Source organism: Pseudomonas sp. PDM20, from assembly GCF_014852575.3.
Taxonomy (GTDB): domain Bacteria; phylum Pseudomonadota; class Gammaproteobacteria; order Pseudomonadales; family Pseudomonadaceae; genus Pseudomonas.
In genome coordinates, this window is the sequence record NZ_CM181224.1 from 3,416,174 (window position 1) to 3,440,167 (window position 23,994).

The 23,994-nt window shown below is 67.9% G+C and carries 16 protein-coding genes; 3 read left to right on the forward strand and 13 right to left on the reverse strand.

The window, feature by feature from the left end; all coding sequences use genetic code 11:
- The 5 genes from IB261_RS15620 to IB261_RS15640 form a co-directional block, all read right to left on the reverse strand.
- A complete protein-coding gene (locus IB261_RS15620) occupies positions 1-444 on the reverse strand; it encodes a MaoC family dehydratase N-terminal domain-containing protein (RefSeq protein ID WP_192295992.1) in 444 nt (147 codons plus the stop codon).
- Between the two features lie 16 nt (positions 445-460).
- The gene (locus IB261_RS15625; protein WP_192295993.1) at positions 461-1,645 is read right to left on the reverse strand and encodes a lipid-transfer protein; all 1,185 of its coding nucleotides are present in this window, start codon (positions 1,643-1,645) and stop codon (positions 461-463) included.
- Between the two features lie 35 nt (positions 1,646-1,680).
- Positions 1,681-3,237 carry an acyl-CoA synthetase gene (locus tag IB261_RS15630; protein WP_151187173.1) on the reverse strand — a complete coding sequence of 519 codons (1,557 nt, stop codon included), beginning with the start codon at positions 3,235-3,237 and terminating at the stop codon, positions 1,681-1,683.
- A 283-nt stretch (positions 3,238-3,520) separates the two neighbouring features.
- Positions 3,521-5,209, reverse strand: a complete 1,689-nt coding sequence (locus IB261_RS15635) for a GMC family oxidoreductase (RefSeq protein ID WP_192382528.1) — start codon at positions 5,207-5,209, stop codon at positions 3,521-3,523.
- Positions 5,210-5,258: 49 nt separating this feature from the next.
- The gene (locus IB261_RS15640) at positions 5,259-6,389 is read right to left on the reverse strand and encodes a CaiB/BaiF CoA transferase family protein (RefSeq protein ID WP_192382529.1); all 1,131 of its coding nucleotides are present in this window, start codon (positions 6,387-6,389) and stop codon (positions 5,259-5,261) included.
- Between the two features lie 273 nt (positions 6,390-6,662).
- Here IB261_RS15640 and IB261_RS15645 point away from each other — a divergent pair, with 273 nt between their 5' ends.
- The gene (locus tag IB261_RS15645; RefSeq protein ID WP_081520373.1) at positions 6,663-9,371 is read left to right on the forward strand and encodes a winged helix-turn-helix domain-containing protein; all 2,709 of its coding nucleotides are present in this window, start codon (positions 6,663-6,665) and stop codon (positions 9,369-9,371) included.
- Between the two features lie 255 nt (positions 9,372-9,626).
- Here IB261_RS15645 and IB261_RS15650 read toward each other — a convergent pair whose 3' ends face one another.
- The 5 genes from IB261_RS15650 to IB261_RS15670 form a co-directional block, all read right to left on the reverse strand.
- Positions 9,627-10,460 carry an HpcH/HpaI aldolase/citrate lyase family protein gene (locus tag IB261_RS15650; protein WP_192382530.1) on the reverse strand — a complete coding sequence of 278 codons (834 nt, stop codon included), beginning with the start codon at positions 10,458-10,460 and terminating at the stop codon, positions 9,627-9,629.
- Positions 10,461-10,474: 14 nt separating this feature from the next.
- Positions 10,475-11,665, reverse strand: coding sequence for a CaiB/BaiF CoA transferase family protein (locus IB261_RS15655; RefSeq protein WP_192382531.1), 1,191 nt, complete (start codon positions 11,663-11,665; stop codon positions 10,475-10,477).
- A gap of 78 nt (positions 11,666-11,743) precedes the next feature.
- Complete coding sequence (locus IB261_RS15660) at positions 11,744-13,093, reverse strand: MmgE/PrpD family protein (RefSeq protein WP_192382532.1); 1,350 nt, start codon at positions 13,091-13,093, stop codon at positions 11,744-11,746.
- An 18-nt stretch (positions 13,094-13,111) separates the two neighbouring features.
- Positions 13,112-14,272 carry an acyl-CoA dehydrogenase family protein gene (locus IB261_RS15665; protein ID WP_192210994.1) on the reverse strand — a complete coding sequence of 387 codons (1,161 nt, stop codon included), beginning with the start codon at positions 14,270-14,272 and terminating at the stop codon, positions 13,112-13,114.
- A gap of 47 nt (positions 14,273-14,319) precedes the next feature.
- Positions 14,320-15,147: an HTD2 family dehydratase gene (locus IB261_RS15670; RefSeq protein WP_192382533.1), complete on the reverse strand. Its 828-nt coding sequence runs from the start codon at positions 15,145-15,147 to the stop codon at positions 14,320-14,322.
- Between the two features lie 155 nt (positions 15,148-15,302).
- Here IB261_RS15670 and IB261_RS15675 point away from each other — a divergent pair, with 155 nt between their 5' ends.
- Positions 15,303-16,217: a LysR family transcriptional regulator gene (locus IB261_RS15675; protein WP_081520379.1), complete on the forward strand. Its 915-nt coding sequence runs from the start codon at positions 15,303-15,305 to the stop codon at positions 16,215-16,217.
- Here IB261_RS15675 and IB261_RS15680 read toward each other — a convergent pair.
- From IB261_RS15680 to IB261_RS15690, 3 genes are all read right to left on the reverse strand, one after another.
- Positions 16,197-18,614 (reverse strand): helix-turn-helix transcriptional regulator, encoded by a 2,418-nt coding sequence (locus IB261_RS15680; RefSeq protein ID WP_225606062.1) that lies wholly within the window; start codon positions 18,612-18,614, stop codon positions 16,197-16,199. The genes IB261_RS15675 and IB261_RS15680 overlap by 21 nt on opposite strands.
- A 160-nt stretch (positions 18,615-18,774) precedes the next feature.
- A complete protein-coding gene (locus IB261_RS15685; RefSeq protein ID WP_151187178.1) occupies positions 18,775-20,139 on the reverse strand; it encodes a DUF1329 domain-containing protein in 1,365 nt (454 codons plus the stop codon).
- Between the two features lie 29 nt (positions 20,140-20,168).
- Positions 20,169-22,025, reverse strand: a complete 1,857-nt coding sequence (locus IB261_RS15690) for a DUF1302 domain-containing protein (protein ID WP_168190544.1) — start codon at positions 22,023-22,025, stop codon at positions 20,169-20,171.
- 342 nt (positions 22,026-22,367) lie between these two features.
- Here IB261_RS15690 and IB261_RS15695 point away from each other — a divergent pair, with 342 nt between their 5' ends.
- On the forward strand, positions 22,368-23,960 hold the full coding sequence (locus tag IB261_RS15695; protein WP_192382534.1) for an arylsulfatase: 1,593 nt from the start codon (positions 22,368-22,370) through the stop codon (positions 23,958-23,960).
- Positions 23,961-23,994 lie beyond the last annotated feature (34 nt).

The following is a 23,994-nucleotide window of genomic DNA, read 5'->3' on the forward strand; positions in this document are numbered from 1 at the left end:
TTATCCGTTGCGTACGACGAGGCTGTTGCGCAGTTCCGCCACCAGCTCGCCGGCGGCGTTGCTGACGCGGGTTTCACGCACCACGAATTCCAGGGCGCCGCCCTTCTTGTCGTAGATGTCGACGATCTTCGTCTCGAAGGACAGGCGCTCACCGGCGAAGGCCATGCGGTGGTAGGTGAAGCCCTGCTCGGCATGCAGGATGCGGCCGAGGTCGATGTTCAGGCGCTTGAGCACCGAACCCGAGCCGCCGGCTTCCATGTCCAGGCAGAAGAGGAAGGTCGGCGGCACCGGCAGGCCGGGGTAGCCGGCGTCGCGGGCGGCGGTCTCGTCGCTGTAGCGCGCATCGGTCTGGCCGGTGGCCTTGGCGAAGAAGCGCAGGCGCCCCGCCTCGACCAGTTGCGTGTGGCTGGAGACCACCGCGCCGATATGGCTCTTGTCAATCATGCTCGCGGCTCCCCGGTCACTGGCGCTGGAACAGGGTGACGACGCAGGCGCCGCCCAGGCCCAGGTTGTGCTGCAGGGCGAAGCGCGCGCCTTCCACCTGGGTGGCATCGGCGGTACCGCGCAGCTGGCGGGTCAGCTCGAAGCACTGGGCCAGGCCGGTGGCGCCCAGCGGGTGGCCCTTGGAGAGCAGGCCGCCGGAGGGGTTGGTGACGATGCGGCCGCCGTAGGTGTTGTCGCCGTCGAGGATGAATTTCTCGGCGGTGCCCTCGGGGGTCAGCATCAGGCCTTCGTAGGTGATCAGTTCGTTGGCGGTGAAGCAGTCGTGCAGCTCGACCACCTGGATGTCCTGCGGACCGACACCGGCCTTCTCGTACACGATGTTGGCGGCGTTGCGGGTCATGTCGTAGCCGACGACCTTGCGCATGTCGCCTTCGTCGAAGGTGCTGTTGCGGTCGGTGGTCATGGCCTGGGCGGCGATCACCACGTCGGTGCGCAGGCCGTGCTTCTTCGCGAAAGCCTCGGTGCAGACGATGGCGGCGGCCGCGCCGCAGGTCGGCGGGCAGCACTGCAGGCGGGTCAGCGGGTCGAAGATCATCGGCGAGGCCATCACTTCGTCGACGCTGACCACGTTGCGGAACACCGCCAGCGGGTTGCGCGCGGCGTGCTGGCTGGCCTTGACGCGGATGCGGGCGAAGACTTCGCGGCTGATGCCGTATTCCTTCATGTAGGCGCGCCCGGCGCCGCCGAAGAACTGCGCGGCGCGCGGCGCGGCCTCGTCGAAGCCCTGCACCTGGGTCATGGTCTTGGCGAAGCGGTCCATCGGGCCGGTACGGTCGGTGTAGGCGCCCTTCAGCGCGCCGGGGACCATCTGCTCGAAGCCCAGGGCGATGGCGCATTCCACGGCGCCGCTTTCCACGGCCTGGCGCGCCAGGAACAGCGCAGTGGAGCCAGTGGCGCAGTTGTTGTTGACGTTGACCACCGGGATGCCGGTCAGGCCGACGCCATAGACCGCGGCCTGGCCGCAGGTGGAGTCGCCGTAGACGTAGCCCACGTAGGCCTGCTGCACCAGCGCATAGTCGATACCGGCGTCGGCCAGTGCGGCCTTGGCCGCATTCGCGCCCATGATGTGGTACTCGTCGCTCTGGCCCGGCTTGGTGAAGGGGATCATGCCGACCCCGGCCACCACTACTTTATTGCTCATGTGTTTCTCCTTGGGGATGGGCGTGTCGCGCGCCGTCAGTTGACGGCGCGGTTCTGGTCTTTCCAGTAGGGAGCGCGCAGGTCGCGCTTGAGCACCTTGCCGGCCGCCGAGAGCGGCAGAGCGGCAACGAACTCGACGGATTTCGGGCACTTGTAGCCGGCGATGTGCTGGGCGCAGTGGGCGCGGATGTCGTCGGAGCAGACGTCGCTGCCGGCGTGCAGCACCACCACCGCGTGCACCGCTTCGCCCCAGCGCTCGTGGGGAATGCCGATCACCGCGCAGCTCTGCACGGACGGGTGGCGGGCCACCACGTTCTCGACCTCGGCGGAGTACACGTTCTCGCCGCCGGTGACGATCATGTCCTTGAGGCGGTCGACGATGAACAGGAAGCCACGCTCGTCCATGTAGGCGCCGTCGCCGGTATGCAGCCAGCCGTTGCGCAGGGTCTTGGCGGTCTCTTCCGGGCGGTTCCAGTAGCCGAGCATGACGTTGGGGCCGCAGACGATGATCTCGCCCACCACGCCACGGGGGACTTCGTTGCCCTCCTCGTCGACGATCTTCACCAGGCCGCCGAAGCCGCCGCGCCCGGCGCTGCGTACCAGGCCGCTGGCGATGCCCTCGGCCTGGTGGGTCCAGTCCGGGCTCACCGAGATCACCGGCGAGGTTTCGGTCATGCCGTAGGCCTGCATGAAGGCGATGCCGGGAAACTTCGCCAGGGCCTGCTCCAGCACCGGCAGGGAAATCGGCGAGGCGCCGTAGGCCATGCGCTTGAGGCAGGACAGGTCGTGGCGCTCGAAGTCCGGGTGGTTGATCACCGCCTGCAGCATGGTCGGCACCAGCAGCATCTCGTTGATGCGCTCGCGCTCGATGGTCTGCAGCACTTCCAGCGGATCGAACATCGGGATGAACACGTTGACGTAGCCACCGATCACCTGGCTCAGGCAGCGCGCCATGGCGGCGGTGTGGAACATCGGCGCGGCGTGCAGGGTGCGCGAGTCGTCCTCGGCGGGGAACTCGGCCATCCGCGCCACGGCGGAGGACCAGAGGTTCAGGTGCGACTGCATCACGCCCTTGGGCAGGCCGGTGGTGCCGCCGGTGTACATGATCGAGGCGAGGTCGTTGCCGCCGCGCAGGGCGTCTTCGATGGGCTCGTGGCTGGCGATCAGGCCCTCGAAGGAATGCATGCCTTCGGGCGCGGCGCCGTCACCGACATGGATCAGCACCGGGGCGCTCCTGGCGCCGGCGCGGATGCCTTCGGCCAGGTGCAGGAAGTGGTCGTCGATCAGCAGGATTTCGGTCTGGCAGTCGTCCAGCGAGTAGACGATCTCCGGCACGCTCCAGCGGATGTTCACCGGGTTGAGCACGCCGCCGCCCCACCAGGTGGCCAGCATGTATTCCAGGTAGCGGTCCGAGTTCAGGGCCAGCATGCCGACCCGGTCGCCGTTGCGCATGCCCAGCGATTGCAGGGCCGCGGCCAGGCGCGAGACGCGCTCGCCCTGCTCGCGGAAGGTCCGCGTGCGGCCGCGGAAGATGGTCGCGACGTGGTCCGGGTCCTGCTGCAGCATGCGTTGCAGGCCTTGGGTCAGGTACATGGCAGGTCTCCAATCGATGTTGTTCTTGTGAGTTCGATACTAGGGAGGGGCGTTGGGCGCGGCGTCGGTCGAAGGGATGAAGCTGCGGTGGTTTGGCGGGTGGTTCGAATGGACTAGAACGGGATCGCCGGCAGGACCGTAGGGCGCATAACCCGGAACGGGTTATCCGCCGCGCTGGCGGATAACGCCGTAGGCGTTATGCGCCCTACAGGTGATCTGCAGGCAATAAAAAAGGGCCGGGCGCCCGAAGCCGCCCGGCCCTTCCCCCCCGTACAACTCGGTATCAACTGGTCTGCAGTTCCCCCAGCGAGGCCGCGCGGCCCGGCTGGGCGTCATTGCGCTCGGCCAGCAGCAGATCGGCGCACTTCTCGCCGACCATGATGGTCGGCGCATTGGTGTTGCCGCCTACCTGCAGCGGGATCACCGAGGCGTCCGCCACGCGCAGGCCCTGGACGCCGCGCACGCGCAGCTGCGGATCGACCACCGACTGCTCGTCGCCGCCCATCCGGCAACTGCCCACCGGGTGGTAAACGTTGTCGCAGTGCTCGCGGATCATCTGTTTCACCGCTTCGTCGTCGCTGCCGTCGAATTTCAGGTGGCCATGGAACAGCGGCTTGCCGCCGAAGCGCGTGAGCACCGGCTGTTCGAGGATCTGATGCACCAGCTTCACGCCCTTGAGCATGGTCGCCATGTCGCGCTCGTCCTGCAGCAGGTTCAGCTCGATCAGCGGGTCGTCGCGCATGTCGGCGCTGTGCAGGCGAATCTGTCCGCGGCTGTGCGGGCGCAGCACGCAGACGTGCACCGAGTAGCCGCTGCCGTAGTGGAAGGTGCGCCCGTGGTTGTCGCCCGAGGACATCACGAAGTGCAGCTGGATGTCCGGGTCGGCCAGCGCCGGATCGGTCTTGAGGAAGGCCCCGGCCTCGGTGAAGGTGCGGGTGAACAGGCCGCCGCGCTCGCGCTTGTACTTGCGCCATTGCCCCAGGTAGCTCAGCGCGCCACGCACGGTCACACCGAACAGGTCGGTGCTGAAGATGCGCTTGTGCAGGATCAGGTCCGGGTGTTCCTGCAGGTTCTGCCCGACCTCGGGCGCGTCGTGCAGCGGCGCGATGCCCAGCTGCCGCAGGTGCGCGGCCGGGCCGATGCCGGAAACCATCAGCAGTTGCGGCGACACCAGGCTGCCGGCGCAGACGATCACTTCCCGCGAGGCATGCAGCGCCACTTCCTGGCCGTCACGTTCCACCAGCACGCCGGTGGCACGCTTGCCCTGGAACAGGATGCGCAGCGCGCGGCTGCCGGTCAGCACCTGCAGATTCGAGCGCCCGCCATTGTGCGTCTCATCGCCGGCATTGCCACGGTGCAGATAGGCCCGCGCGGCGTTCCAGCGCTCGCCGTTGAACTGGGTGACCTGGAAGTAACCCACGCCCTCCTGCTGCGGCCCGTTGAAGTCGTGGTTGTAGGCGTGGCCGGCGCTGGCCGCCGCCTCGATGAAGTGGCGCGCCCAGGAGCACGGCGAACGCGGGTCGGTGACGTGCAGCGGGCCGCTGCCGCCGTGCAGTGCGTCGTCCTTGCCGGCAGCGCGCTCGTTGTTCTCGGCGCGTTTGAAGTACGGCAGCACCTCTTTCCAGCTCCAGCCTTCACAGCCGGCAGCGGCCCAGCCGTCGTAATCCGAAGGCGTACCGCGCAGGTAGAGCATGCCGTTGATCGAGGAGCTGCCGCCCAGCCCGCGACCGCGCGGCAGGTAGCTGGCGCGACCCGCCAGGCTCGGCTGCGCGGTGCTTTCGTAGGCGTAGTTGTAGTCGCCCTTGCGCGGAATGGTCAGCACCAGGCCCACCGGCACCGTGACCTTGCCGTGGTGGTCGTGGCCGCCGGTTTCCAGCAGCGCCACCTTGCAGCCGGCATCGGCCAGCCGCCCGGCCACTGCGCAACCGGCCGAGCCGGCGCCTACCACTATGTACTCGTACAAGCGTTCCATCGGTTCACCTTTCTTGTTGTTGTGCTGTTGGCCCCCGTCGCTGCGGGGTTCAGATGACGCCGGCCTGCTGCAGGTCGGCGATGCGTTCGTCACTCAGTCCCCAGTCGCGCAGCACCGCTTCGCTCTGCGGTTCGCCCGCAGCCTGCGTCGGCGTCGCGGCGGGTGTGCGGCTGAAGCGCGGCGCCGGCGCAGGCTGGAGTACGCCGTCGAGTTCGAGGTAGGTGCCGCGTTCGCGGTTGTGCGGGTGCTGCGCGGCCTCGGCCCAGTCCAGCACCGGGGCGAAGCAGGCGTCGCTGCCTTCGAGCAGCTCGCACCACTGGGCACGGCTGCGCTGCAGGAACAGCGCGGTGAGCTTGGCCTTGAGCTGCGGCCACTGGCGCGGGTCCATCTGCTGCTGGAACTGCGGGTCGTCGATGCCGCAGCGCTGCAGCAGCTCGGCGTAGAACTGCGGTTCGATGGCGCCCAGGGCGATGAAGCGGCCGTCGGCGCAGGCGTAGGTGTCGTAGAAATGCGCGCCGCCGTCGAGCAGGTTGGCGCCGCGCTCGTCGCTCAGGCGGCCGCCCGCGCGGAAGCCGTACATCATCGCCGAGAGCAGCGCGGTGCCGTCGGTCATGGCCGCATCGACGACCTGTCCCTTGCCGGAACGCTGCGCCTCCAGCAGCGCGCAGAGCACACCGAAGCCCAGCAACATGCCGCCGCCACCGAAGTCGCCGATGTAGTTGTGCGGCACCACCGGCTTCTCGCCGGGTCGGCCGATGGCGTGCAGCGCGCCGGCCAGGGCGATGTAGTTGATGTCGTGGCCGGCTGCCTGGGCCAGCGGGCCGCTCTGGCCCCAGCCGGTCATGCGGCCGAACACCAGCTTCGGGTTGCGCTGCAGGCATTGCTCCGGCCCCAGGCCCAGGCGTTCCATCACACCGGGGCGGAAGCCTTCGATCAGCGCGTCGGCGCCTTCCACCAGTTGCAGCAGGGTTTCCACCCCTTCGCTCTGGCGCAGGTCCAGGGCGACGGCGCGGCGGCCACGGCCGAGCACGTCGAAGCGCGCCCGCTCGCCCAGCGCCTGGCCGGGGCGTTGCACGCGGATCACTTCGGCGCCCATGTCAGCCAGCAGCATGGCGCAGAACGGCGCCGGCCCCAGGCCGACCATCTCGATTACCTTCAATCCCGTCAGCGGGCCCGCCATCGCATCGCTCCTGTCTGGCTGTGCAAGCGCCGGGATATCCGGCAGCTCCCCAGCCTAGCGACGGGCCAGCGGGCAACAATGGATCGAACGGACGAATCACGGACTAGTCCGCTCGGGCCGAATTTCGGGGCTCTGGCGTGCCTCAAACTGTCGAGTAGTTCGAATGGACGACTGCGATCCCGCCGCCGGCCGTGGCAAGATGCCGCGACATAGAAAAACAATTGAGCCGGCGGCGCGCCCAGCGCAGCCACACGACCGGCCAGCGGAGTTGCCATGTCTGCCCAGTTTTCCGCCGCCTCTGCCACCGGGACCGCGCCCCTGCGCATCCTGTCGAGCAAGTTCGCCACGCCGTCCGTCTCCGCCAGCCATCTGCCCCGCCAGCACCTGCTGGAGCAGATGGAGCAGTCCAGCGCGCGGCTGATCCTGATCCGCGCCGCCGCCGGCTTCGGCAAGACGACCCTCCTGCAGCAGTACCGCGAGCGCTGCCTGGCCCAGGAGCGCCAGGTGCTCTGGCTCAACCTGGATGCCGCGGACAACGACCTGCAACGCTTCGTCGCCCACCTCGCCAACGGCCTGCGCCAACTCGACGCCACGCCGACCGGCGAGCCGCAGGGCCTGTCCCAGCAGATGCAGACGCTGCTGGAAGAGCTCTCCGACCGCACTCGCCCCTTCGCCCTGCTGCTGGACGAATTCGAGGCGATCCACAACCCGGCGGTGCTCAACTTCGTCCAGCAGCTGATCGACACCCTGCCGCCCTGCGGCGTACTGGTGCTGGCCTCGCGCTCGACACCGGACATCGGCCTGGGGCGCATCCGTGCCCGTGGCCAGCTGCTGGAGTTCAACCCCGGCGCGCTGCGCTTCTCCCTCGACGAGGCGACGCGCTTCATCCGCGACAAGCGCGAACTGCCGCTGCGTGACGCCGAGATCGCCACCCTCTACCGCTGTACCGAGGGCTGGATCACCGCCATCTACCTCGCCAGCCTGTCGCTGCAGGGGCGCAACGACCACGCAGCCTTCGTCTCCAGCTTCTCCGGCAGCAACCTGGAGCTGGCCGAGTACCTGACCGAGGACATCCTCGCGCGGCAGAGCGAGGCCTGCCGGCAGTTCCTCCTGCTCACCAGCGTGCTCGACCAGCTCTGCGTGCCGCTGTGCAACGCCGTCACCGGCGGGCAGGACGGCCAGGAAATGCTCGCCTACCTGGAACGCGCCAACCTGTTCCTCTTCCCCCTGGACAGCGAACACCAGTGGTTCCGCTACCACAGCCTGTTCGCCAGCTACCTGCGCGACGCACTGCAGCGCTCCTACCCCGGCCATGCCGCACGGCTGCACCAGCTGGCGGCGCAGTGGTACCTGGCCGAGCAGCGCCCGGTGCCGGCCATCGACCACCTGCTGCAGGCCGGCGCCCGCGACGAGGCCGCGCTGCACCTGACGCGGCATGTCGGCGAATTCATGGACGTGGGCCGTTCGCGCCTGCTGCTGCGCTGGCTGGACCAGATTCCGCCGCAGACCCTGCAGCGCTATCCCAACCTCTGCCTGGGCTATTCCTGGACCCTCGCCCTGCACCGCCGCTACACCGACGCGTTGGCCAGCATCGCGCTGATCCGTGGCGCCACCGAGGACGGCGAGCAACCGCTGGCGCTGGAAGCGGAAACCATCCGCTGCCTGCTGTTCGCCCTCACCGACCAGGTGGAAGCCTGCTGCGAAGCGGGCCTGGCGCACATCCAGCGCATCCCCGATGACGAACAGTTCCAGTACGGCGTGATCGCCAACTGCCTGGGCTACAGCCTGGTCTCCACTGGACGCTACGAAGAGGCGCGGCGCCTGCTGTCGCGGGCGATCCTGCGCTGCTCGCAGAGCCGCACCCAGTCCATGGGCAGCGTCGCCAGTTGCCTGGAGGGCGCGCTGGACATGATCCAGGGGCGTTTGGGCAATGCCGTGGCGCGCCTGCAGGCGGCCTTCCCGACGCAAACCACGGGCGGCGCTGAGAAGATTCTCGCCGGGCGGCCGTCGCTGGAGATCACGCTGTCCATCGCACTCTACGAAACCGACGCGCTGGACGAGGTGGAGCAGCTGCTGGGCGAAGTGCTGCCCCACGCCAAGGAAAGCAGCCCGCCGGATTCACTGATTTCCTGCCATGTCCTGCTGGCCCGCGTCGCCCTGCTCAAGGGCGATCGCGACGCCTGGCTGCGCCTGCTGGCGGACCTGGAACAGATCGGCCAGCAGTCCGGCTCGGCACGGGTGATCTGCTCGGCCTGGCTGGAGCGTGCACGCGCGGCCACCCTGGAGAATCGACTGGAATCGGCCCGCCAATCCCTGCGCTATGCCGAGCTGCATGGTGACTGGGAGCGGCCGGGCATCCTGCTGCATGGCAACGACGTGGACACCCCGAGCATCGCCCGCTTCCGCCTGCGCATCGCCCAGGGCGACTGCGAGGACACCGAGCGCGAGCTGCGCGAAGCCATGGCCGAGGCCAACACCCGCCAGCACCATCGCCGCGAACTCAAGCTGCGCCTGCTGCATGCCCTCGCGCTCAGTGCCCTGGAGCGAACCGAGGAGTCCTTCGAGGCACTCAGCGAGGCGCTGCGCTTCGCCAGTCATGAAGGCTTCATGCGCACCTTCCTCGACGAGGGCCCGCGCCTGGGTGGCCTGCTGCAACGCTGGGCGGTTCCGCATCAGGCGCAGTCGCGGGCGCTGGGCATCGAGCCGCGCTTCCTCACCACCCTGCTGCAGCGCTTCGTCGGCCATGGCGAGACGCCGAGCAACGGCCAGGTACCCGGCGCTGCCGGCGAAGGCCTGACCACCCGCGAGATCCAGGTGATCCGCCTGCTGGCAGCCGGGCACCGGAACAAGGTGATCGCCGAGAAGATGTTCCTCTCCGAGTTCACCGTGAAATCCCACCTGCGCAACATCAACGCCAAGCTCGGCGCCCAGGGGCGCACCGAGGCCGTGGCGATTGCGCGGGCGCGGGGATTGCTGGATTGAACATGCATGGCGCACTGCCAGGGTTCTGTCCAAAAACTTCTTCGCTCGGATTACCCCTCACCCTAACCCTCTCCCAAGGGGAGAGGGGACCGTTCGGCACAGGGTGAAACCCAAGTGTCAGCCGGCACGATCTGCTCCCTCTCCCTCAGGGAGAGGGCTGGGGTGAGGGGGAAGCGCAAGCGCGGAGCTGACCTGTAGGAGCGGGCCATGCGCGCGATCGCGGGCATGGCCCGCTCCTACAGGAAACACTGGAAATCAGTCGCCAGCGCTGGCCAGCAACCGCCGGGCGCGGCCCAGCACCGGCGCATCGACCATCTGCCCGTCGACCTGGAAGGCCGCCGCGCCGCTCTGCGCGGCAGCCACCACCCGCTGCGCCCAATCCAGCTCGTCCGCGCTCGGGGCCAGCGCCGCATGGGCGACACCGACCTGCTTCGGATGAATACAGAGCGCGCCGAGCAGACCGAGGTCGCGGCCATGGCGGATGGTCGCGGCGAAGCCTTCGGCGTCGTCGAACGCGGGGAACACGGTGTCCAGCGGCGGTTGCAGGTCGTTCACCCGTGAATGCAGCAGCAGGCTCAGGCGCACCTGGTCATAGACCACCGAGGCAGCCTGGGTGCCACTGCTCATGCCGATATCCAGCGCCAGGTCGAGGCCACCGAAGGTCAGGCGTTCCACACCCTCGCAGGCAGCGATTTCGCCCAGTGCGAGCAGGCCACGGGCGCTCTCGATCAGTGGCCACACCGGTTTGCCGCAGGACGCGGCGATACGCACCTGCATGGCGCGCTCGGCCTTGGGCAGCAGGATGCCGATGACGCCCGGCAGGCGCCGGCAGAGTTCAAGATCGGCGGCCTGTTCCGGATCGCCAGCGGCATTCACCCGCACCCGCACGCGGGCCTCCGGATTGGCGCCGAGGAAGGCTTCCAGATTGTCGCGGGCCTGGGCCTTGAGCGAGGCCTCGACAGCATCCTCGAAGTCGACGATCACCGCGTCGGCGCCGCTGGCCAGGGCCTTGGCGAAACGCTCCGGGCGGCTGCCGGGAACGAACAGCGCGGTTCGCACGATGGAATCCGCCGGGCTTTGCTGAATCATTGGGTTCTCCTGGGTCATACCGCGCCCTGCTCGTGCAGGCGCTGGATATCAGCGGGGGTATAACCCAGTTCCTGCAGCAGGTCATCCGTCTGCTGACCTAATGCCGGCACGGCGTCCATGCGCGGCGCGTAGGCATTGCTGTTCACCGGCGGCAAAAGCGCCGGCAGGCGGCCGGCCGGGCTGTCGATCTCACGCCAGCGGTCGCGGGCGGCGAGTTGCGGGTGTTGCCACAGGCCACGCATGTCGTTGACGTGGGCGTTGGCGATCTGCGCCTGTTCCAGGCGTTCGACCACCTGTTCGGCGCCAAGGCTGGCAAAGGCTTCGACGATCAGTCCACGCAGGGCATCGCGGTTGGCCACCCGCAGGCTGGTCGCGGTGAAACGCGGATCGACCGCCAGCTCCGGACGCTGCAGGACCACTTCGCAGAACAGCTTCCACTCGCGCTCGTTCTGTACGCCGAGCATGACGCTGCCGCCGTCGCCGGTGGGGAACGGCCCGTAGGGATAGATGGTGGCGTGGGCAGCGCCGGCGCGCGGCGGCTGCGACTGGCCTTCGAACGCGTAGTACATGGGGAAGCCCATCCACTCGGCCATGCCTTCGAGCATCGACACCTCGACGCGGCTGCCCTCTCCCGTGCGGCCACGCAGCAGCAGCGCGGAGAGGATGCCGCTGTAGGCGTACATGCCGGCGGAAATGTCGGCAATCGAGCAGCCGGCCTTGGCCATCTCGTCGGCGCCGGGCCCGCCGGTCACCGAGAGGAAGCCGCTCTCGCTCTGGATCAGCAGGTCATAGGCCTTCTTCTGCTCGTAGGGGCCGCCTTCGCCGTAGCCGGAAATGTCACAGACGATCAGGCGCGGGAAGCGTTCGTGCAGCGCGTCGAACGACAGCCCCAGGCGCGCGGCGGCGCCCGGCGCGAGGTTCTGCACCAGCACGTCGGCGGTTTCCAGCAGTTGCTCCAGCACGGCCTGCGCCGGTTCCTGCTTGAGGTCCAGGGACAGGCTTTCCTTGGAGCGGTTGGTCCAGACGAAATGCGAGGCCAGGCCGCGCACGCGCTCGTCATAGCCGCGGGCGAAGTCGCCGACGCCGGGGCGCTCGACCTTGATCACGCGGGCGCCGAGGTCGGCCAGCTGACGGGTGCAGAACGGCGCGGCGATGGCGTGTTCCAGGCTGACGACGGTGATGCCGTCGAGGGGACGCGAACTCATGGGCAACTCCAGACGCCGGCTGGCTGGCCGACGCGCTTGCTTCGGAAGAATCGGGCGGACTGGCCGCCCGCAGCAGACTCAGTGGAAGACGTCGAGGCTCGGCAACTGGTGCAGTGCCCAGCTGGCCTGCACCAGGCGATCCGCTTCGGCCTGGCTGCGCTGGCCGGCGAAGGCCAGCAGGCGGCGGAACTTGTCTTCCAGCTCGGCGCGGCTCAGGCCGTTGCCCGGGTCGCCCTTGGGCTCGTCGATGGCGCCGTGCAGCTGGCGGCCGTCGGTGGTGAGCACGTCGACGCGGCCCAGCCAGCGCCGCGGGTAGGCGCCGTCCACTTCAGGGTCGAGCTGCATGCTGACCTTCTCGCGGAAGGCCGAGACCTGGGCATCGCTCAGGGAGAATTCCTCGAACTCCACCAGACCGGCCTTGCCGTGTACGGCGATCAGGCCGAGTACGGTGCCCATGGAGAACTTCGCCTGGTGCACCGTCTGCGGCACGACGACGCGGCCGAGCACGTCGATGGCACCCTGGTGCACGCGGGTGGTGACCTTGGCGATGTCGCCATGGCTGAGCCCTTCACGCTGCATCAGGCCCAGCAGCGCATCGGCGGCGGGATGGGTGTGGCGGCAGGAGGCGTGGAACTTGTAGGAGGTCTCGCAAAGCGCCCAGCGGGTACCCAGGCCGTCCACCAGACGGCTCGGGTCGGCGTCGCTGGACATGCCGGCAGCCATGCCCTGCTCGCCTTCGAGGATGTTCTGCGCGCCGGTCAGGCCATCGGCCGTCAGGTAGGCGGCGAGCAGGCCGTCAGCGGCGGCTTTCGCAGTGTGCAGCTGCTTGGAGTCAGCGGCGTCGCGAAGGAACTCCCAGAGCCCGGCGGCCTGCGTGCCGGCGCTGCCAAGGCAGTTGACGAACTGCCGGCTGTCCAGGCCCAGCAACATGCCCACGGCCACTGCGGCAGCCAGGGTGCCGACCGTGGCGGTGGTGTGGAAGATGCGGTAGTGCGAGCGGCCGAGGAACTCGCCGATGCGGATGCCCGCCTCATAGCCGGCAACGCTGGCGAGGATCAGTTCGCGGCCGGACTTGCCCAGTTCCTGCGCGGCCGCCAGGGCCGCCGGGAAGACCACGGTGGCCGGGTGCAGCACGGAGCTGTTGTGCAGGTCGTCCTGCTCTACCAGGTGCGAGCTGGCACCGTTGACCAGCGCGGCGAAGTACGCGGAGGTCGAGCTGCCGTCCACCAGCACGCGGCTCTTGCCGCTGGCCGGGCCCATGCGCTGGGCGTAGCGCTGGAACAGCGGGATCGGGTGGCGGTTCTGGCTGGCCAGGGCCGAGCCGAGCCAGTCGACGAACAGCTCCTCGGTGTACTCGACCACGGACGTGGGCAGGTCTTCGTAGCGCAGGCCGGCAAGGAACTCGGCAAGGGCGTGGGTATTGTTCATTGTTCTTCTCGTCCCGGCTTAGAAGGAGCGCGGCAGTTCGAGCAGGTGCTCGGCCACGTAGGACAGGATCAGGTTGGTGGAGATCGGCGCCACCTGGTACAGGCGGGTCTCGCGGAATTTGCGCTCGACGTCGTACTCGTTGGCGAAGCCGAAGCCGCCGTGGGTCTGCAGGCAGGCGTTGGCCGCTTCCCAGCTGGCCTTGGCAGCCAGGTACTTGGCCATGTTGGCGGCGGCGCCGGCGTTCTTGCCGCTGTCGTACTCCTGGCAGGCGCGCCAGCGCATCAGGTCGGCAGCCTCGATCTCGATATGCGCCTCGGCGATGGGGAACTGCACGCCCTGGTTCTGCCCGATCGGGCGGCCGAACACCACGCGGTCACGGGCGTACTGGGCGGACTTCTCGGTGAACCAGCGGCCGTCGCCGATGCACTCGGCGGCGATCAGCGTGCGTTCGGCATTGAGGCCGTCGAGGATGTACTTGAAGCCCTTGCCTTCCTCGCCGATCAGGCTGCTGGCCGGCAGCTCCAGGTTGTCGAAGAACAGCTCGTTGGTTTCATGGTTGACCATGTTGGCAATCGGCTGCACGGTCAGGCCGTTGCCGATGGCTTCGCGCAGGTCGACGAGGAAGATCGACATGCCTTCGGACTTCTTCTTCACCTCGGCCAGCGGCGTGGTGCGGGCCAGCAGGATCATCAGGTCGGAATGCTGGATGCGCGAGATCCACACCTTCTGGCCGTTGATCATGTACTTGTCGCCCTGGCGCACGGCGGTGGTCTTGATCTTGGTGGTGTCGGTGCCGGTGGTGGGCTCGGTGACGCCCATGGACTGCAGGCGCAGTTCGCCGCTGGCGAGCTTGGGCAGGTAGTAGGCCTTCTGCTCGGCGCTGCCGTTACGCAGCAGGGTGAACATGTTGTACATCTGCCCGTGGATGGTGCCGGAGTTGCCGCCGCAGTGGTTCACCTCCTCGAGGATCACCGAGGCTTCGGCCAGGCCCAGGCCCGAACCGCCGTATTCTTCCGGGATCATCGCCGAGAGCCAGCCGGCTTCGGTCATGGCGCGGACGAAGTCCTCGGGGAAGCCTTTCTCTTCGTCGATCTTGCGCCAGTACTCGGCGGGGAACTCCGCGCACAGGGCGCGCACGCCGTCACGGATGGCCTGGAGTTCTTCGGGGGTGGACGTCATCGAAACACCTCATGTCTTTCTTGTTGGAGGCACCGGAAGCGGTGCGGTCAGTCGAATTCCACTTCGCCGCGCTGGGCGATACCGGCGCCGTTGCCGGCCCAGACTTCGGCCTTGCCAGGGCCGCTCAGGCGGCCGCCGACGTCGAACGGTTCGGGGCTGATCAGCGGGCGCAGGCCACGGTAGGCATAGCGGCGCAGACGTGCCTGGGGGTTGGCGCGGCAGAACGCGCGCAGGTTCAGGGTGCCGATCAGCGGGCCGTGCACCACCAGGCCGGGGTAGCCCTCGGCCTCGGTGACGTAGGGCCAGTCGTAATGGATGCGGTGGCCGTTGAAGGTCAGCGCGGAGTAGCGGAACAGCAGGATCGGCGTCGGCTCTACTGCTTCACTCCAGTCCCCGGCGGGCAGTGCATCGCCGCTGGTGAGCTTGGGCGGAGTGGGCTCGCGGTAGACGATGTCCTGCTCCTCGCTGAACGCCAGGCAGCCGTCCTGGGCGAATTCGTGGCGCAGGGTGACGAACAGCAGCGAGCCGGTGCGGCCGTGCTTTTCCTCGACATTCAGGATGGTGGTGGTGCGCTTCGCCACGCCGCCGACACGCAGCGGCTCGTGGAACTCCAGGCGGCCACCGGCCCACATGCGGTTGCGCCCATCGGCCGGAGGCAGGAAGCCGCCCCGCGCCGGATGGCCGTCGGCGCCCAGGCCCGGCTCGGTCACTTCATCCTGGAAGAACATCCAGTGCCACAGCGGCGGCAGCGCCTCGCCGGCGGCCGGGGCGTCTTCGGCCAGGGTCACGGCCAGACGGCGGACCAGCAGCGTACTCAGTTCTTCCTCGCGCTCCTGGGAGCGGCCGATCCAGTCGGCGTAGGGTGAATCGCTCATTGCGGACCTCTTGGCAGGTTTGATGAACGGAGCATGCAACAGGGCTTGCGTTCGTCGAATCCACATTTTCATAATCCAGCGTTAGGCAATGCCTAACGCCATTTCTACACTTCAAGCCTAGCGCCGCTGTTGGTCGCTTCGCGGAGAACCGCCCCATGCATTTCGACCTCGCCGACCTGCGGCTTTTCGCGCACATCGCCGAAGCCCCCAGCCTGACCCAGGGCGCCCGCCGCGCCCATCTCTCGGCGGCCGCCGCCAGCGCACGGATCAAGGCGCTGGAAGGCCAACTCGACTGCCGTCTGCTCTACCGCGACAACCGTGGCGTCGAGCTGACCCCGGCGGGCCAGCGCCTGCTGCAGCACGCGCGCCTGATCCTGCGCCAGGTGGACCACCTGAAAAGCGACTTCAGCGGCCAGGCCGGCGACCAGGTCGGGCACATCCGCATCTTCGCCAACACCACGGCGGTCACCGAATTCCTCCCCGAACTGCTGGCGGACTTCCTCGCCGAGCGCCCCGGCGTCAGCGTCGACCTGCAGGAGCGTCTGAACCGCGACATCGTCCGCGCCATCCTCGACGGCTCGGCGGACTTAGGCATAGTCGCCGGCCCGGTGCGCGCCGAAGGCCTGCAGATCGTCCACTTCAGCACCGACCGGCTGGTCCTCGCGGTAGCGCCCGACCACCCGCTTTGTGCCCTGCCCCGCCTGACCCTCGCCGACACCCTGGACTACCCGCACATCGCCCTGCATGAAGGCAGCACCCTGCAGAGCTTCCTGCGCGAACGGGTCGAGCGCATGGGCGGCGACCTCAACCTGCGTATCCAGGTGGCCAGCTTCGAAGCCATCTGCCGGATGGTCGAGGCCGGGGTCGGCATCGGCGTGATTCCGGAGACCGCCGCCATCCGCCACAGCCGCACCATGAATCTGCGAATTCTGCCGCTGGACGAGCCCTGGGTGGTACGCGAACGCAGCGTGCTGCTGCGCGACCGCGAGGCCCTGCCGGCTTGTGCCCGCGCGCTGGTGGACCTGCTGCGCGGCATGCAGGAGGCCGGCTCAACCGAGCAGCCCCAGTGACTTGGCGCGGACGATGGCCTGGGTGCGCCGGCGCACGCCGAGCTTGACGTTGATCTTCTTGGCGTGGGTTTTCACGGTGTTGAGCGAGATGAACAGGCTGTTGCCGATCTCCTGGTTCGACAGGCCCTCGGCGAGCAGACGCAGCACGGCCACTTCCCGCGCGGTGAGGCCGTGGGCGCTGTCCTCGGCCTCGCCGCTGGAAGTCGGCAACAGGCTGGGCAGGCGCTCCGGGGCGATCTCGACCCGCAGGCTGTTCAAGGCATGTTCGGCCTCGCCCGCCAATGCCTGATAGCCAAGGGCCTGGCACTCTTCACGCAACTGCAGCAGACGGGCCCGCGCGGCGTCGATCCGGCCACAGCCGGCTTCCGCCAGCGCCAGCAGGTAACGCACGCGCTGCGGCAGTGACGGCGTATGCAGCGGCGCGACCCGTTCCGGGCGCTGCTCCAGCTCCCCGTCCAGCACCGTCGCCTCGTGGTGCAGGCGCAGCCATTGGCCCTGGCGCGCCAGCAGGCGCAACTTGAGGCTTTCCAACGACAGCCGGTAGCAATCGGGCTGCACATTCCAGCAGTGCATGCGGCGTTCGGCTTCCTCGCAGTAGCGTTGCGCGGACGCTGCGTCACCGCTGCGCGACGCCGCTTCGCCAAGGCCCAGCAGGCCATGGAGGATGTAAGGATCGGCGCAGGAACGCGCCAGGCCCAGCCCGCCTTCCAGCGCGGCCGCAGCAGCCATGGCATCGCCCTGCAGCAACCGCAGTTCGCCATCGAGGAAGGTCAGACGCCCGCGCAGCAGCTCATGCCCCTCGCCGCTGGCCGGCAGCCGCTCGCGGCAGGCGTCCAGCAGGCTGCGGGCCTGTTCGCGCTCGCCGGCCAGCAGGCACAGGCGCACGCGGTCAAAGTCGATCAGCACTTCGCTGGCCAGGCAGCCCTGGCGTCGCGCCAGCTCCAGCGCAGCCTGGAGAATACGTCGGGCCTGCGGCAGCGAGCCGGTGGCCATGTCCAGCCGCGCCAGGGTGGTCAGGCACAACAAGGTCGACCGCCAGTCGCGCGCTTCCAGGTCTTCGAGTGCCGCGTTGCAGTGGTCGCGGGCCTGTTCGAGGCGGCCGTGCATGCCATCCAGCGCACCGCGCAGCGCCAGCCAGTTGGCCAGCAGGCGGCGGTTGCGCGGCGCCTGGGGCTGCGGCAGGAAGTTGCCCAGGCGCTCGATGCACTGGTGCGCTTCGTCCAGGCGCCAGCTGAACAGCAGCGCACGGGCGCTCAGGCTGATCAGCCGGGGGGTGCTTTCCAGCAGGGTCGCTGGCAGCCGCTCGCGCCACTCCAGCAGCAGGCCGAGGTGACGGCCGCTGAACAGCCAGTCCATGTCCAGGCGGTCCATGTAGCCGGCGGCGACTTCCGGCTGGCCGGCTTCCAGCGCCATCTCGATGGCTTCGTCCAGCCAGCCGGCCTGGCCCAGCACGCCACAGGCGCGCAGGCGCAGGCGGGTCAGCGCCGGGCCCTGCAGGTGACACTGCAATGCCTTGGCCACCAGCGGCGGCAGGCGGAAGCAGCTGGCCTCGGCATCCAGGGCGAGGAAAAAACCCTGCCCCTGTTGCAGGCGGTCGAAGAGCACGCCGCCCTGTTCTTCCCACAGGCTCGCGCAGATTTCCCGGTTGAAGCGCGGCAGGTAGGCAAGACCGCAGAGCATCGCGCCGGCCTCGGCGTCGAGCCGGCCCAGCAGCTCCTGGGACAGGTAAGTACGCAGCCAGGAAGCCACCTCCCCCGGCGCGTGCACGCCGTCGCGCGCGCTGAGCACCAGCCGCACGCCAGCGCACCAGCCCTGGGTCGCGGCCCACAGGCGCTCGCGGCAGTCGGCGTCGTAGCCCTGCGCCAGCGCCAGCAGGTCGCATTCGTCACGGCTGAACGCGAGACGCGCGGCGCCCAGCTCACAGAGGCGTTCATCCAGCAGCAGGCGCGAAAGGTTCCAGGCCGGGCGCTGGCGGCTGCTCACCAGCAGATACAGCGGTGCTTCTGCGAGACCGAGCAGGCGCTGCAGCCAGGCGTCGAGCTCGGGGTCGGCGGCCTGAGGGTAGTCGTCCAGCACCAGCCACAGGGGTTGCCGGCGCGATTGCAGGGCCAGTTGCACGCTGGCCGGGTCACTGTCGATCAAGCCCAGCTGACGGGCGATCTGGGTGCAGCAGGCGCTCAGCGCCAGGGGCTGCCCGGCGAAGTCGAGCCAGACGCGGGCGCAGCTCGACGGCAGGCGTTCCAGCACGGCGCGCGCCAGTGCGCTCTTGCCGTAGCCGGCCGGGGCGCACAGCAGGTTCAGGCGCCGGGGCGACTCCAGCAGGGCGTGCAGCAGTGGCTCGCGGGGCAGTTGCGGGGCGACCGGCGTAGCGGCGGCAATGGCGGGGAAACTGGACATGGCGACACCCGTTATCGTTGTAGTTCGTGCTGCGTCGGGGTGTCAGAAGATCATTGCGGGGCGAGGCGGGACAATCGGTCGTTCGGACTAGCCGCAGGACTAGCCCTGACCCGGCGCCGCCACGAGAGTCGCGGCGCCGGGCTGTTTCAGGCAGCGCGGATCAGCGGATACCGGCGTTGCGCAGGGCCGCGGGGGTGAAGTCGCTCATGCTCGGCTGCGCGCTGTAGTCGATGCCACGCCGCGCTTCGTTGATCATCGCCATGGCCAGGTAGCGCCCGGCGATCAGGTCGTTCAGTGCGTTCACCGCGTACAGTGCCGTGCCTTGCTGGTAGTCGTTCACCGCGAAGCCTTCGCCAACGCGCCACAGCTGGCCGCGACCGTCGTAGGCCTCGGACTCCACGGCCTGCCAGGTGTCCTCGTCGAAGTAGAAACGACGCGTGGCGTAGATGTGCCGCTGGTTCGGCTTCAGGGTCGCGACTACTTCCCACACCCGGTGCAGTTCATAGCGGGTCAGGTCGGGGTTGACGTGGCCGGCCTGGAGTATGTCGGTGTACTTGAGCTTGGGCGACCACAGCCGGTAGTTGTTGTAGGGGATGTACATCTCCTTCTTGCCCACCAGTTTCCAGTCGTAGCGGTCCGGCGCGCCGTTGTACATGTCCGAGTCATCGGAGGTGCGCATGCCGTCGGCGGCGGTGCCGGGGCCGTCATAGGCCACCTGGGGAGCACGGCGGACGCGCCGCTGACCGGCGTTGTAGACCCAGGCCAGGCGGGGTTCCTTGACCTGGTCGATGGTCTCGTGGACCAGCAGCACGTTGCCAGCCAGGCGCGCCGGCGCGGTGACGCGCTGCTTGTAGAAGAACAGGACGTTCTCGGTCTGTTTCGGATCCGCGTCCTTGAGGAGCTGCGGGTAGCTCAGGTCTTCCTCGAACTCGACCGCCGTGAACGAGCCGTTGGTTTGCGGTGTTGCCTGGGCGCTGAGGCGCCGCTGATTGGGGCCGCGATAACGGGTCAGGTGGTTCCAGACGACTTCCACGCCGTTCTTCGGAATCGGGAAGGCATAGTTGCGTCCCTGGAAGTTGGCCAGGCCATTGCCGCCGTCCACTTCTTCGGTATGCAGCGCACTGACCTTGGCGGCTTCATAGACCGTCTGCGGGCTGGCCGCCGTGCGGCGGGTGGTGTAAACCGGAATGCGGTAGGTGTCGGGATAGCGCTTGAACATGGCCACCTGGCCATTGCTCAGCTTGTCCTTGTATTGCTGGGCCGTGGCGGCGGTGATCACGAACAGGGGCTTGTCGTCCGGGAAGGGATCGCCGAGGAAACCGTTCTCCACCTTGGCAGCGCCCGGCTTCAAACCGCCATCCCAGGCCGGGATACTGCCGTCGGCATTACCGGCCTTCTCGCCACCCAGCGGCGTCAGGCTGGCACCCAGCTTGGCGGCTTCGTCAGCCGACACTGCGGCGTGTACCGAACTTGCCAGAAGGCTCAGACCGAGGATGGTGCCCTTCATCAAACTCATCATTTGCATGCTGCTCTCCAGTTCTTGCGGGCGAAGGGTCAGAAGTTCACGCCGACGCTGACGGACATGTAGTCGCGGTCAGTCAGGGTGTTGTAATCGCCGCCGAAATAGTTGGTGTAACTCAGGCTCGCCGTGTAGGTGTTCTGGTAGTCGGCATCCAGGCCCAGGCTGATCGCCTTGGCGCCTTCCTCGAAGCTCGGCCCGGTGCCGTTGATGTCCTGTGACCAGGCCATGTTCGGCTTGAAGTTGATGCCGGCGATGACGTTCGGGTAATCGAGCACGCCACGCACGCGGTAGCCCCACGAACTGCTGGTGTAGAAGCCCTTGTTGTTGCACTCCTGCTGCGGGTTGCTGGCGGTCTTGGTGCCGGCAGCAGTGCCCACGCACACCGACTGGTCGAGCAGTTCGCCGGCGCCGAAGGTCGGGCTGCGGCCGAAGCGCAGATCGCCGACCGAGCTGCCGATGCCACTGATGTGGTCGTAGCCGACCTCGCCCACCAGGGTCAGGCGTTCGGCGCCCAGCACCTGGTCGAAGAACTGCGTGGCGGTGACCTGTACCTGGGTGAACGGCAGGCGCTTGTAGCCTTCGATGGCTGCGCCCGGCGCATTCACCGCCTGGCCGTCGACGAATACCGGCGACACCGCGGTGGCCACGCCGTTGACCAGCCCCACCTGGTTGACCGCCGCGAGGTTCAGGTCGGCGGTATTGATCTGCATCGGCATGTTCGGCCGGTAGCTGACCTCGCCGTTGAGCGCCACGCCGCCGAGGTTGGTCTGGAAGCTCAGGCCATACAGGCGGATGTCTTCGGGGTAGTCGACGAAGTAACTCGCACCACGCACGCGGCTGGCGGTGGTCAGCGCGTTGGAGGCGCCGGCGTAGGTGGTGCGGGTGAAGCTCAGGAAGGGGTTGCGGCTGTGATAGTTCATCACGTACGCACCCACCTCGGTGTCATTGAAGTCCGGCAGGAACCAGCGCATGGCCAGGCCGAACTGCCCTGAGTCGCCCGGCTCGTGGTCGTCGGTGCGCGGGATGTAGGCGTTGGCGCGGTTGCCGGCGACATCCAGGATGGTGCCGGCGTTGGCGCGCGGGTCGTTGGGCGCGAAGTCGGGGCCGGCGATCACCAGGCGGTCGTCGCAGCCCTTGGCCACGGCGTCCACGGAGAAGAAGGTGCCGCAGTTCTCGGTGATCGTCTTGTCCCACTTGATCTGGTAGAAGGCCTCGGCGGTGACGTTCTCGGAGAGGCCCTGGGAGAAGTACAGCAGCTGGATCGGCACCAGCGCTTCCTTCACCTCGGCGCCGGGGCGGCGCAGCGCCGAGACGTCCACCGGGTTGATGGAGTTGATCGAGTTGGGAATGAAGGTGCTCTCGCCCCAGCTCACCACCTGCTTGCCGAAGCGCACGTTGCCCGGCCGGTCGCCCAGCTGGTAGTTGTGGTAGACGAAGGCGTCGAGGAGTTCGCCGCCCGAGGCCTGGGCCGACTGGTCGCGGCCATGGTCGTCGATGTTGTAGTAGCGCAGGTCCTCGTCCTTGAGCTTGAAGTCATACCAGTACTTGCCGCGCAGGAAGGCACCGGAGTCGCCGTACTTGAGTTCGAGGTCGTGGGTGCCCTTGAAGATCTTCGAGAATACGTCGCCCTTGCTGAAATTCAGCCGGCCGTCGTCGGCGGTGCGTGAGGCGGCCTTGCCCTTGGCGCCGACCACGTTGTAGTTGGAGACGAAATTCGGGTCGGGATTGTTCAGCGCCCAACTCATGCCCAGGGACAGCGACGAGTCGAACTGGCCTTCGATTTCCCCGATATTGAAGTTCACGGCGTGTGCGCAGGGTGCGCTCGCCAGGGCGATGGCCAGCGCCAGCGCCTGCGGTCGAAAGTGTCCGCGCATTGTTATTGTTGGCATGCGGTACTCCAGGTGGTCCAGGTGTTGGAGTGCGCATGCTGGCAGTGCGCAAGGCCCGCCAAAACCGCCCGATCAGGTGATTTTCATCCTCACCCGTGCAGGTGATCCCGGCTTTTTTCCGCGCTACCCGGCAGCGTTCCCGCGAGCCTTTCCCCTGGGGCGGGCCGACCCCGCGATACCCCCCGTAACACCCCTGGACATCGCCCGCTCACGACCATCCGGCGAACCACCCCAACGGGTGATTTGCACCCCACCCCTTGCCGCGTTCAATGGCGCCCTGTGCCCGGCCACCTGCGCCAGGGCCTGCAAACCACAACAACAAGCATCACGGAGAACCGTGCTATGACCCGCAAACGCAGCTGGCTGCCGCGGCTCGCCCTGGCCGTCGGCCTGCTGGCAGGAGCCGGCGCCCAGGCGGCCGACAAACCGAACATCCTGGTGATCTTCGGCGACGACATCGGCCAGACCAACATCAGTGCCTATTCCCAGGGCGTGGTCGGCTACCGCACGCCGAACATCGACCGTATCGCCAAGGAAGGCATGCTGTTCACCGACTACTACGCGGAGAACAGCTGCACCGCCGGGCGCTCGACCTTCATCACCGGCCAGGCCTCGCTGCGCACCGGGCTGACCAAGGTCGGCGTGCCGGGCTCGCCGGTCGGCCTGCAGGACCGTGACATCACCCTGGCCCAGGCGCTCAAGGGCCAGGGCTACGCCACCGGCCAGTTCGGCAAGAACCACCTGGGCGACCGCGACGAATACCTGCCGACAAAGCATGGTTTCGACGAGTTCTTCGGCAATCTCTACCACCTCAACGCCGAGGAAGAGCCCGAGCGTCCGTACTGGCCCAAGGACCCGAGCAACCCCTTCGTCCAGCACTTCTCCCCGCGCGGGGTGATCCACTCCTACGCTGACGGCAAGATCGAGGACACCGGCGCGCTGACCAAGAAGCGCATGGAGACCATCGACGACGAGACCACCCAGGCGGCAATCAACTTCATCGACAAGCAGGCCAAGGCCGACAAGCCGTTCTTCGTCTGGATGAACACCACGCGCATGCACCTCTATACCCACGTGCGCGATTCGATGAAGGGCCAGAGCGGCATGCCCGGCAACGAGTACGCCGACGGCATGCTCGAGCACGACGGCGACGTCGGCAAACTGCTCAAGACCCTGGATGACCTGAAGCTCACCGAAAACACCATCGTCATCTACACCACCGACAACGGGCCGAACCGCTTCACCTGGCCGGACGCCGCCACCTCGCCGTTCCGCAACGAGAAGAACTCCAACTACGAGGGCGCCTTCCGCGTGCCGGCGATGGTCCGCTGGCCGGGGCACATCGAGGCGGGGCAGGTCTCCAACGGGATGTTCTCCGGGCTGGACTGGTTCCCCACCCTGCTCTCCGCCGTCGGCGTGCCCGACGCCAAGGACAGGCTGCTCAAGGGCTGGGCGCCGGTTGCCGGCGGCACCAGCTACAAGGTCCACCTGGACGGCTTCGACCAGCTCGCCTTCCTGACCGGCAAGAGCCCGAAGAGCGCGCGCAGCGAGTTCTATTACTTCAACGACGACGGCCAACTGGTGGCCATGCGCTTCGGCGACTGGAAGGCGGTGTTCTGCGAACAGCGCAAGCCTGGTGGCTTCGAGGTGTGGAGCGAGCCCTTCGTCTGCCTGCGGATTCCCAAGCTGTTCAACCTGCGCATGGACCCGTACGAGACCGCCGACATCGTCTCCGACCAGTACAGCGACTGGCTGGTGAAGAACGCCTACCTGCTGGGCATCGCCACCATGAAATCCGCGCAGTTCCTGCAGACCTTCGTCGACTGGCCGCCGAGCCAGCGCCCGGCCAGCTTCACCATCGACCAGGTGCAGCAGGCCGTGTACCAGAAGATCGCCGAGAAGGCCAGGCAGCAACAGGCCGCCGCCAAGCCCTGAGCCACCACCACACCCCTCCGTTACGAGGGGTGTG

Excerpts from the sequence above, each read along its gene's own strand:
- IB261_RS15690 (WP_168190544.1), bottom strand. The coding sequence starts at position 22,025 with ATGCCAACAATAACAATGCGCGGACACTTTCGACCGCAGGCGCTGGCG.
- IB261_RS15630 (WP_151187173.1), bottom strand. The coding sequence starts at position 3,237 with ATGTACCTGACCCAAGGCCTGCAACGCATGCTGCAGCAGGACCCGGAC.
- IB261_RS15685 (WP_151187178.1), bottom strand. The coding sequence starts at position 20,139 with ATGCAAATGATGAGTTTGATGAAGGGCACCATCCTCGGTCTGAGCCTT.
- IB261_RS15640 (WP_192382529.1), bottom strand. The coding sequence starts at position 6,389 with ATGGCGGGCCCGCTGACGGGATTGAAGGTAATCGAGATGGTCGGCCTG.
- IB261_RS15655 (WP_192382531.1), bottom strand. The coding sequence starts at position 11,665 with ATGAGTTCGCGTCCCCTCGACGGCATCACCGTCGTCAGCCTGGAACAC.
- IB261_RS15675 (WP_081520379.1), top strand. The coding sequence starts at position 15,303 with ATGCATTTCGACCTCGCCGACCTGCGGCTTTTCGCGCACATCGCCGAA.
- IB261_RS15635 (WP_192382528.1), bottom strand. The coding sequence starts at position 5,209 with ATGGAACGCTTGTACGAGTACATAGTGGTAGGCGCCGGCTCGGCCGGT.
- IB261_RS15625 (WP_192295993.1), bottom strand. The coding sequence starts at position 1,645 with ATGAGCAATAAAGTAGTGGTGGCCGGGGTCGGCATGATCCCCTTCACC.
- IB261_RS15650 (WP_192382530.1), bottom strand. The coding sequence starts at position 10,460 with ATGATTCAGCAAAGCCCGGCGGATTCCATCGTGCGAACCGCGCTGTTC.
- IB261_RS15680 (WP_225606062.1), bottom strand. The coding sequence starts at position 18,614 with ATGTCCAGTTTCCCCGCCATTGCCGCCGCTACGCCGGTCGCCCCGCAA.
- IB261_RS15645 (WP_081520373.1), top strand. The coding sequence starts at position 6,663 with ATGTCTGCCCAGTTTTCCGCCGCCTCTGCCACCGGGACCGCGCCCCTG.
- IB261_RS15660 (WP_192382532.1), bottom strand. The coding sequence starts at position 13,093 with ATGAACAATACCCACGCCCTTGCCGAGTTCCTTGCCGGCCTGCGCTAC.
- IB261_RS15695 (WP_192382534.1), top strand. The coding sequence starts at position 22,368 with ATGACCCGCAAACGCAGCTGGCTGCCGCGGCTCGCCCTGGCCGTCGGC.
- IB261_RS15620 (WP_192295992.1), bottom strand. The coding sequence starts at position 444 with ATGATTGACAAGAGCCATATCGGCGCGGTGGTCTCCAGCCACACGCAA.
- IB261_RS15670 (WP_192382533.1), bottom strand. The coding sequence starts at position 15,147 with ATGAGCGATTCACCCTACGCCGACTGGATCGGCCGCTCCCAGGAGCGC.
- IB261_RS15665 (WP_192210994.1), bottom strand. The coding sequence starts at position 14,272 with ATGACGTCCACCCCCGAAGAACTCCAGGCCATCCGTGACGGCGTGCGC.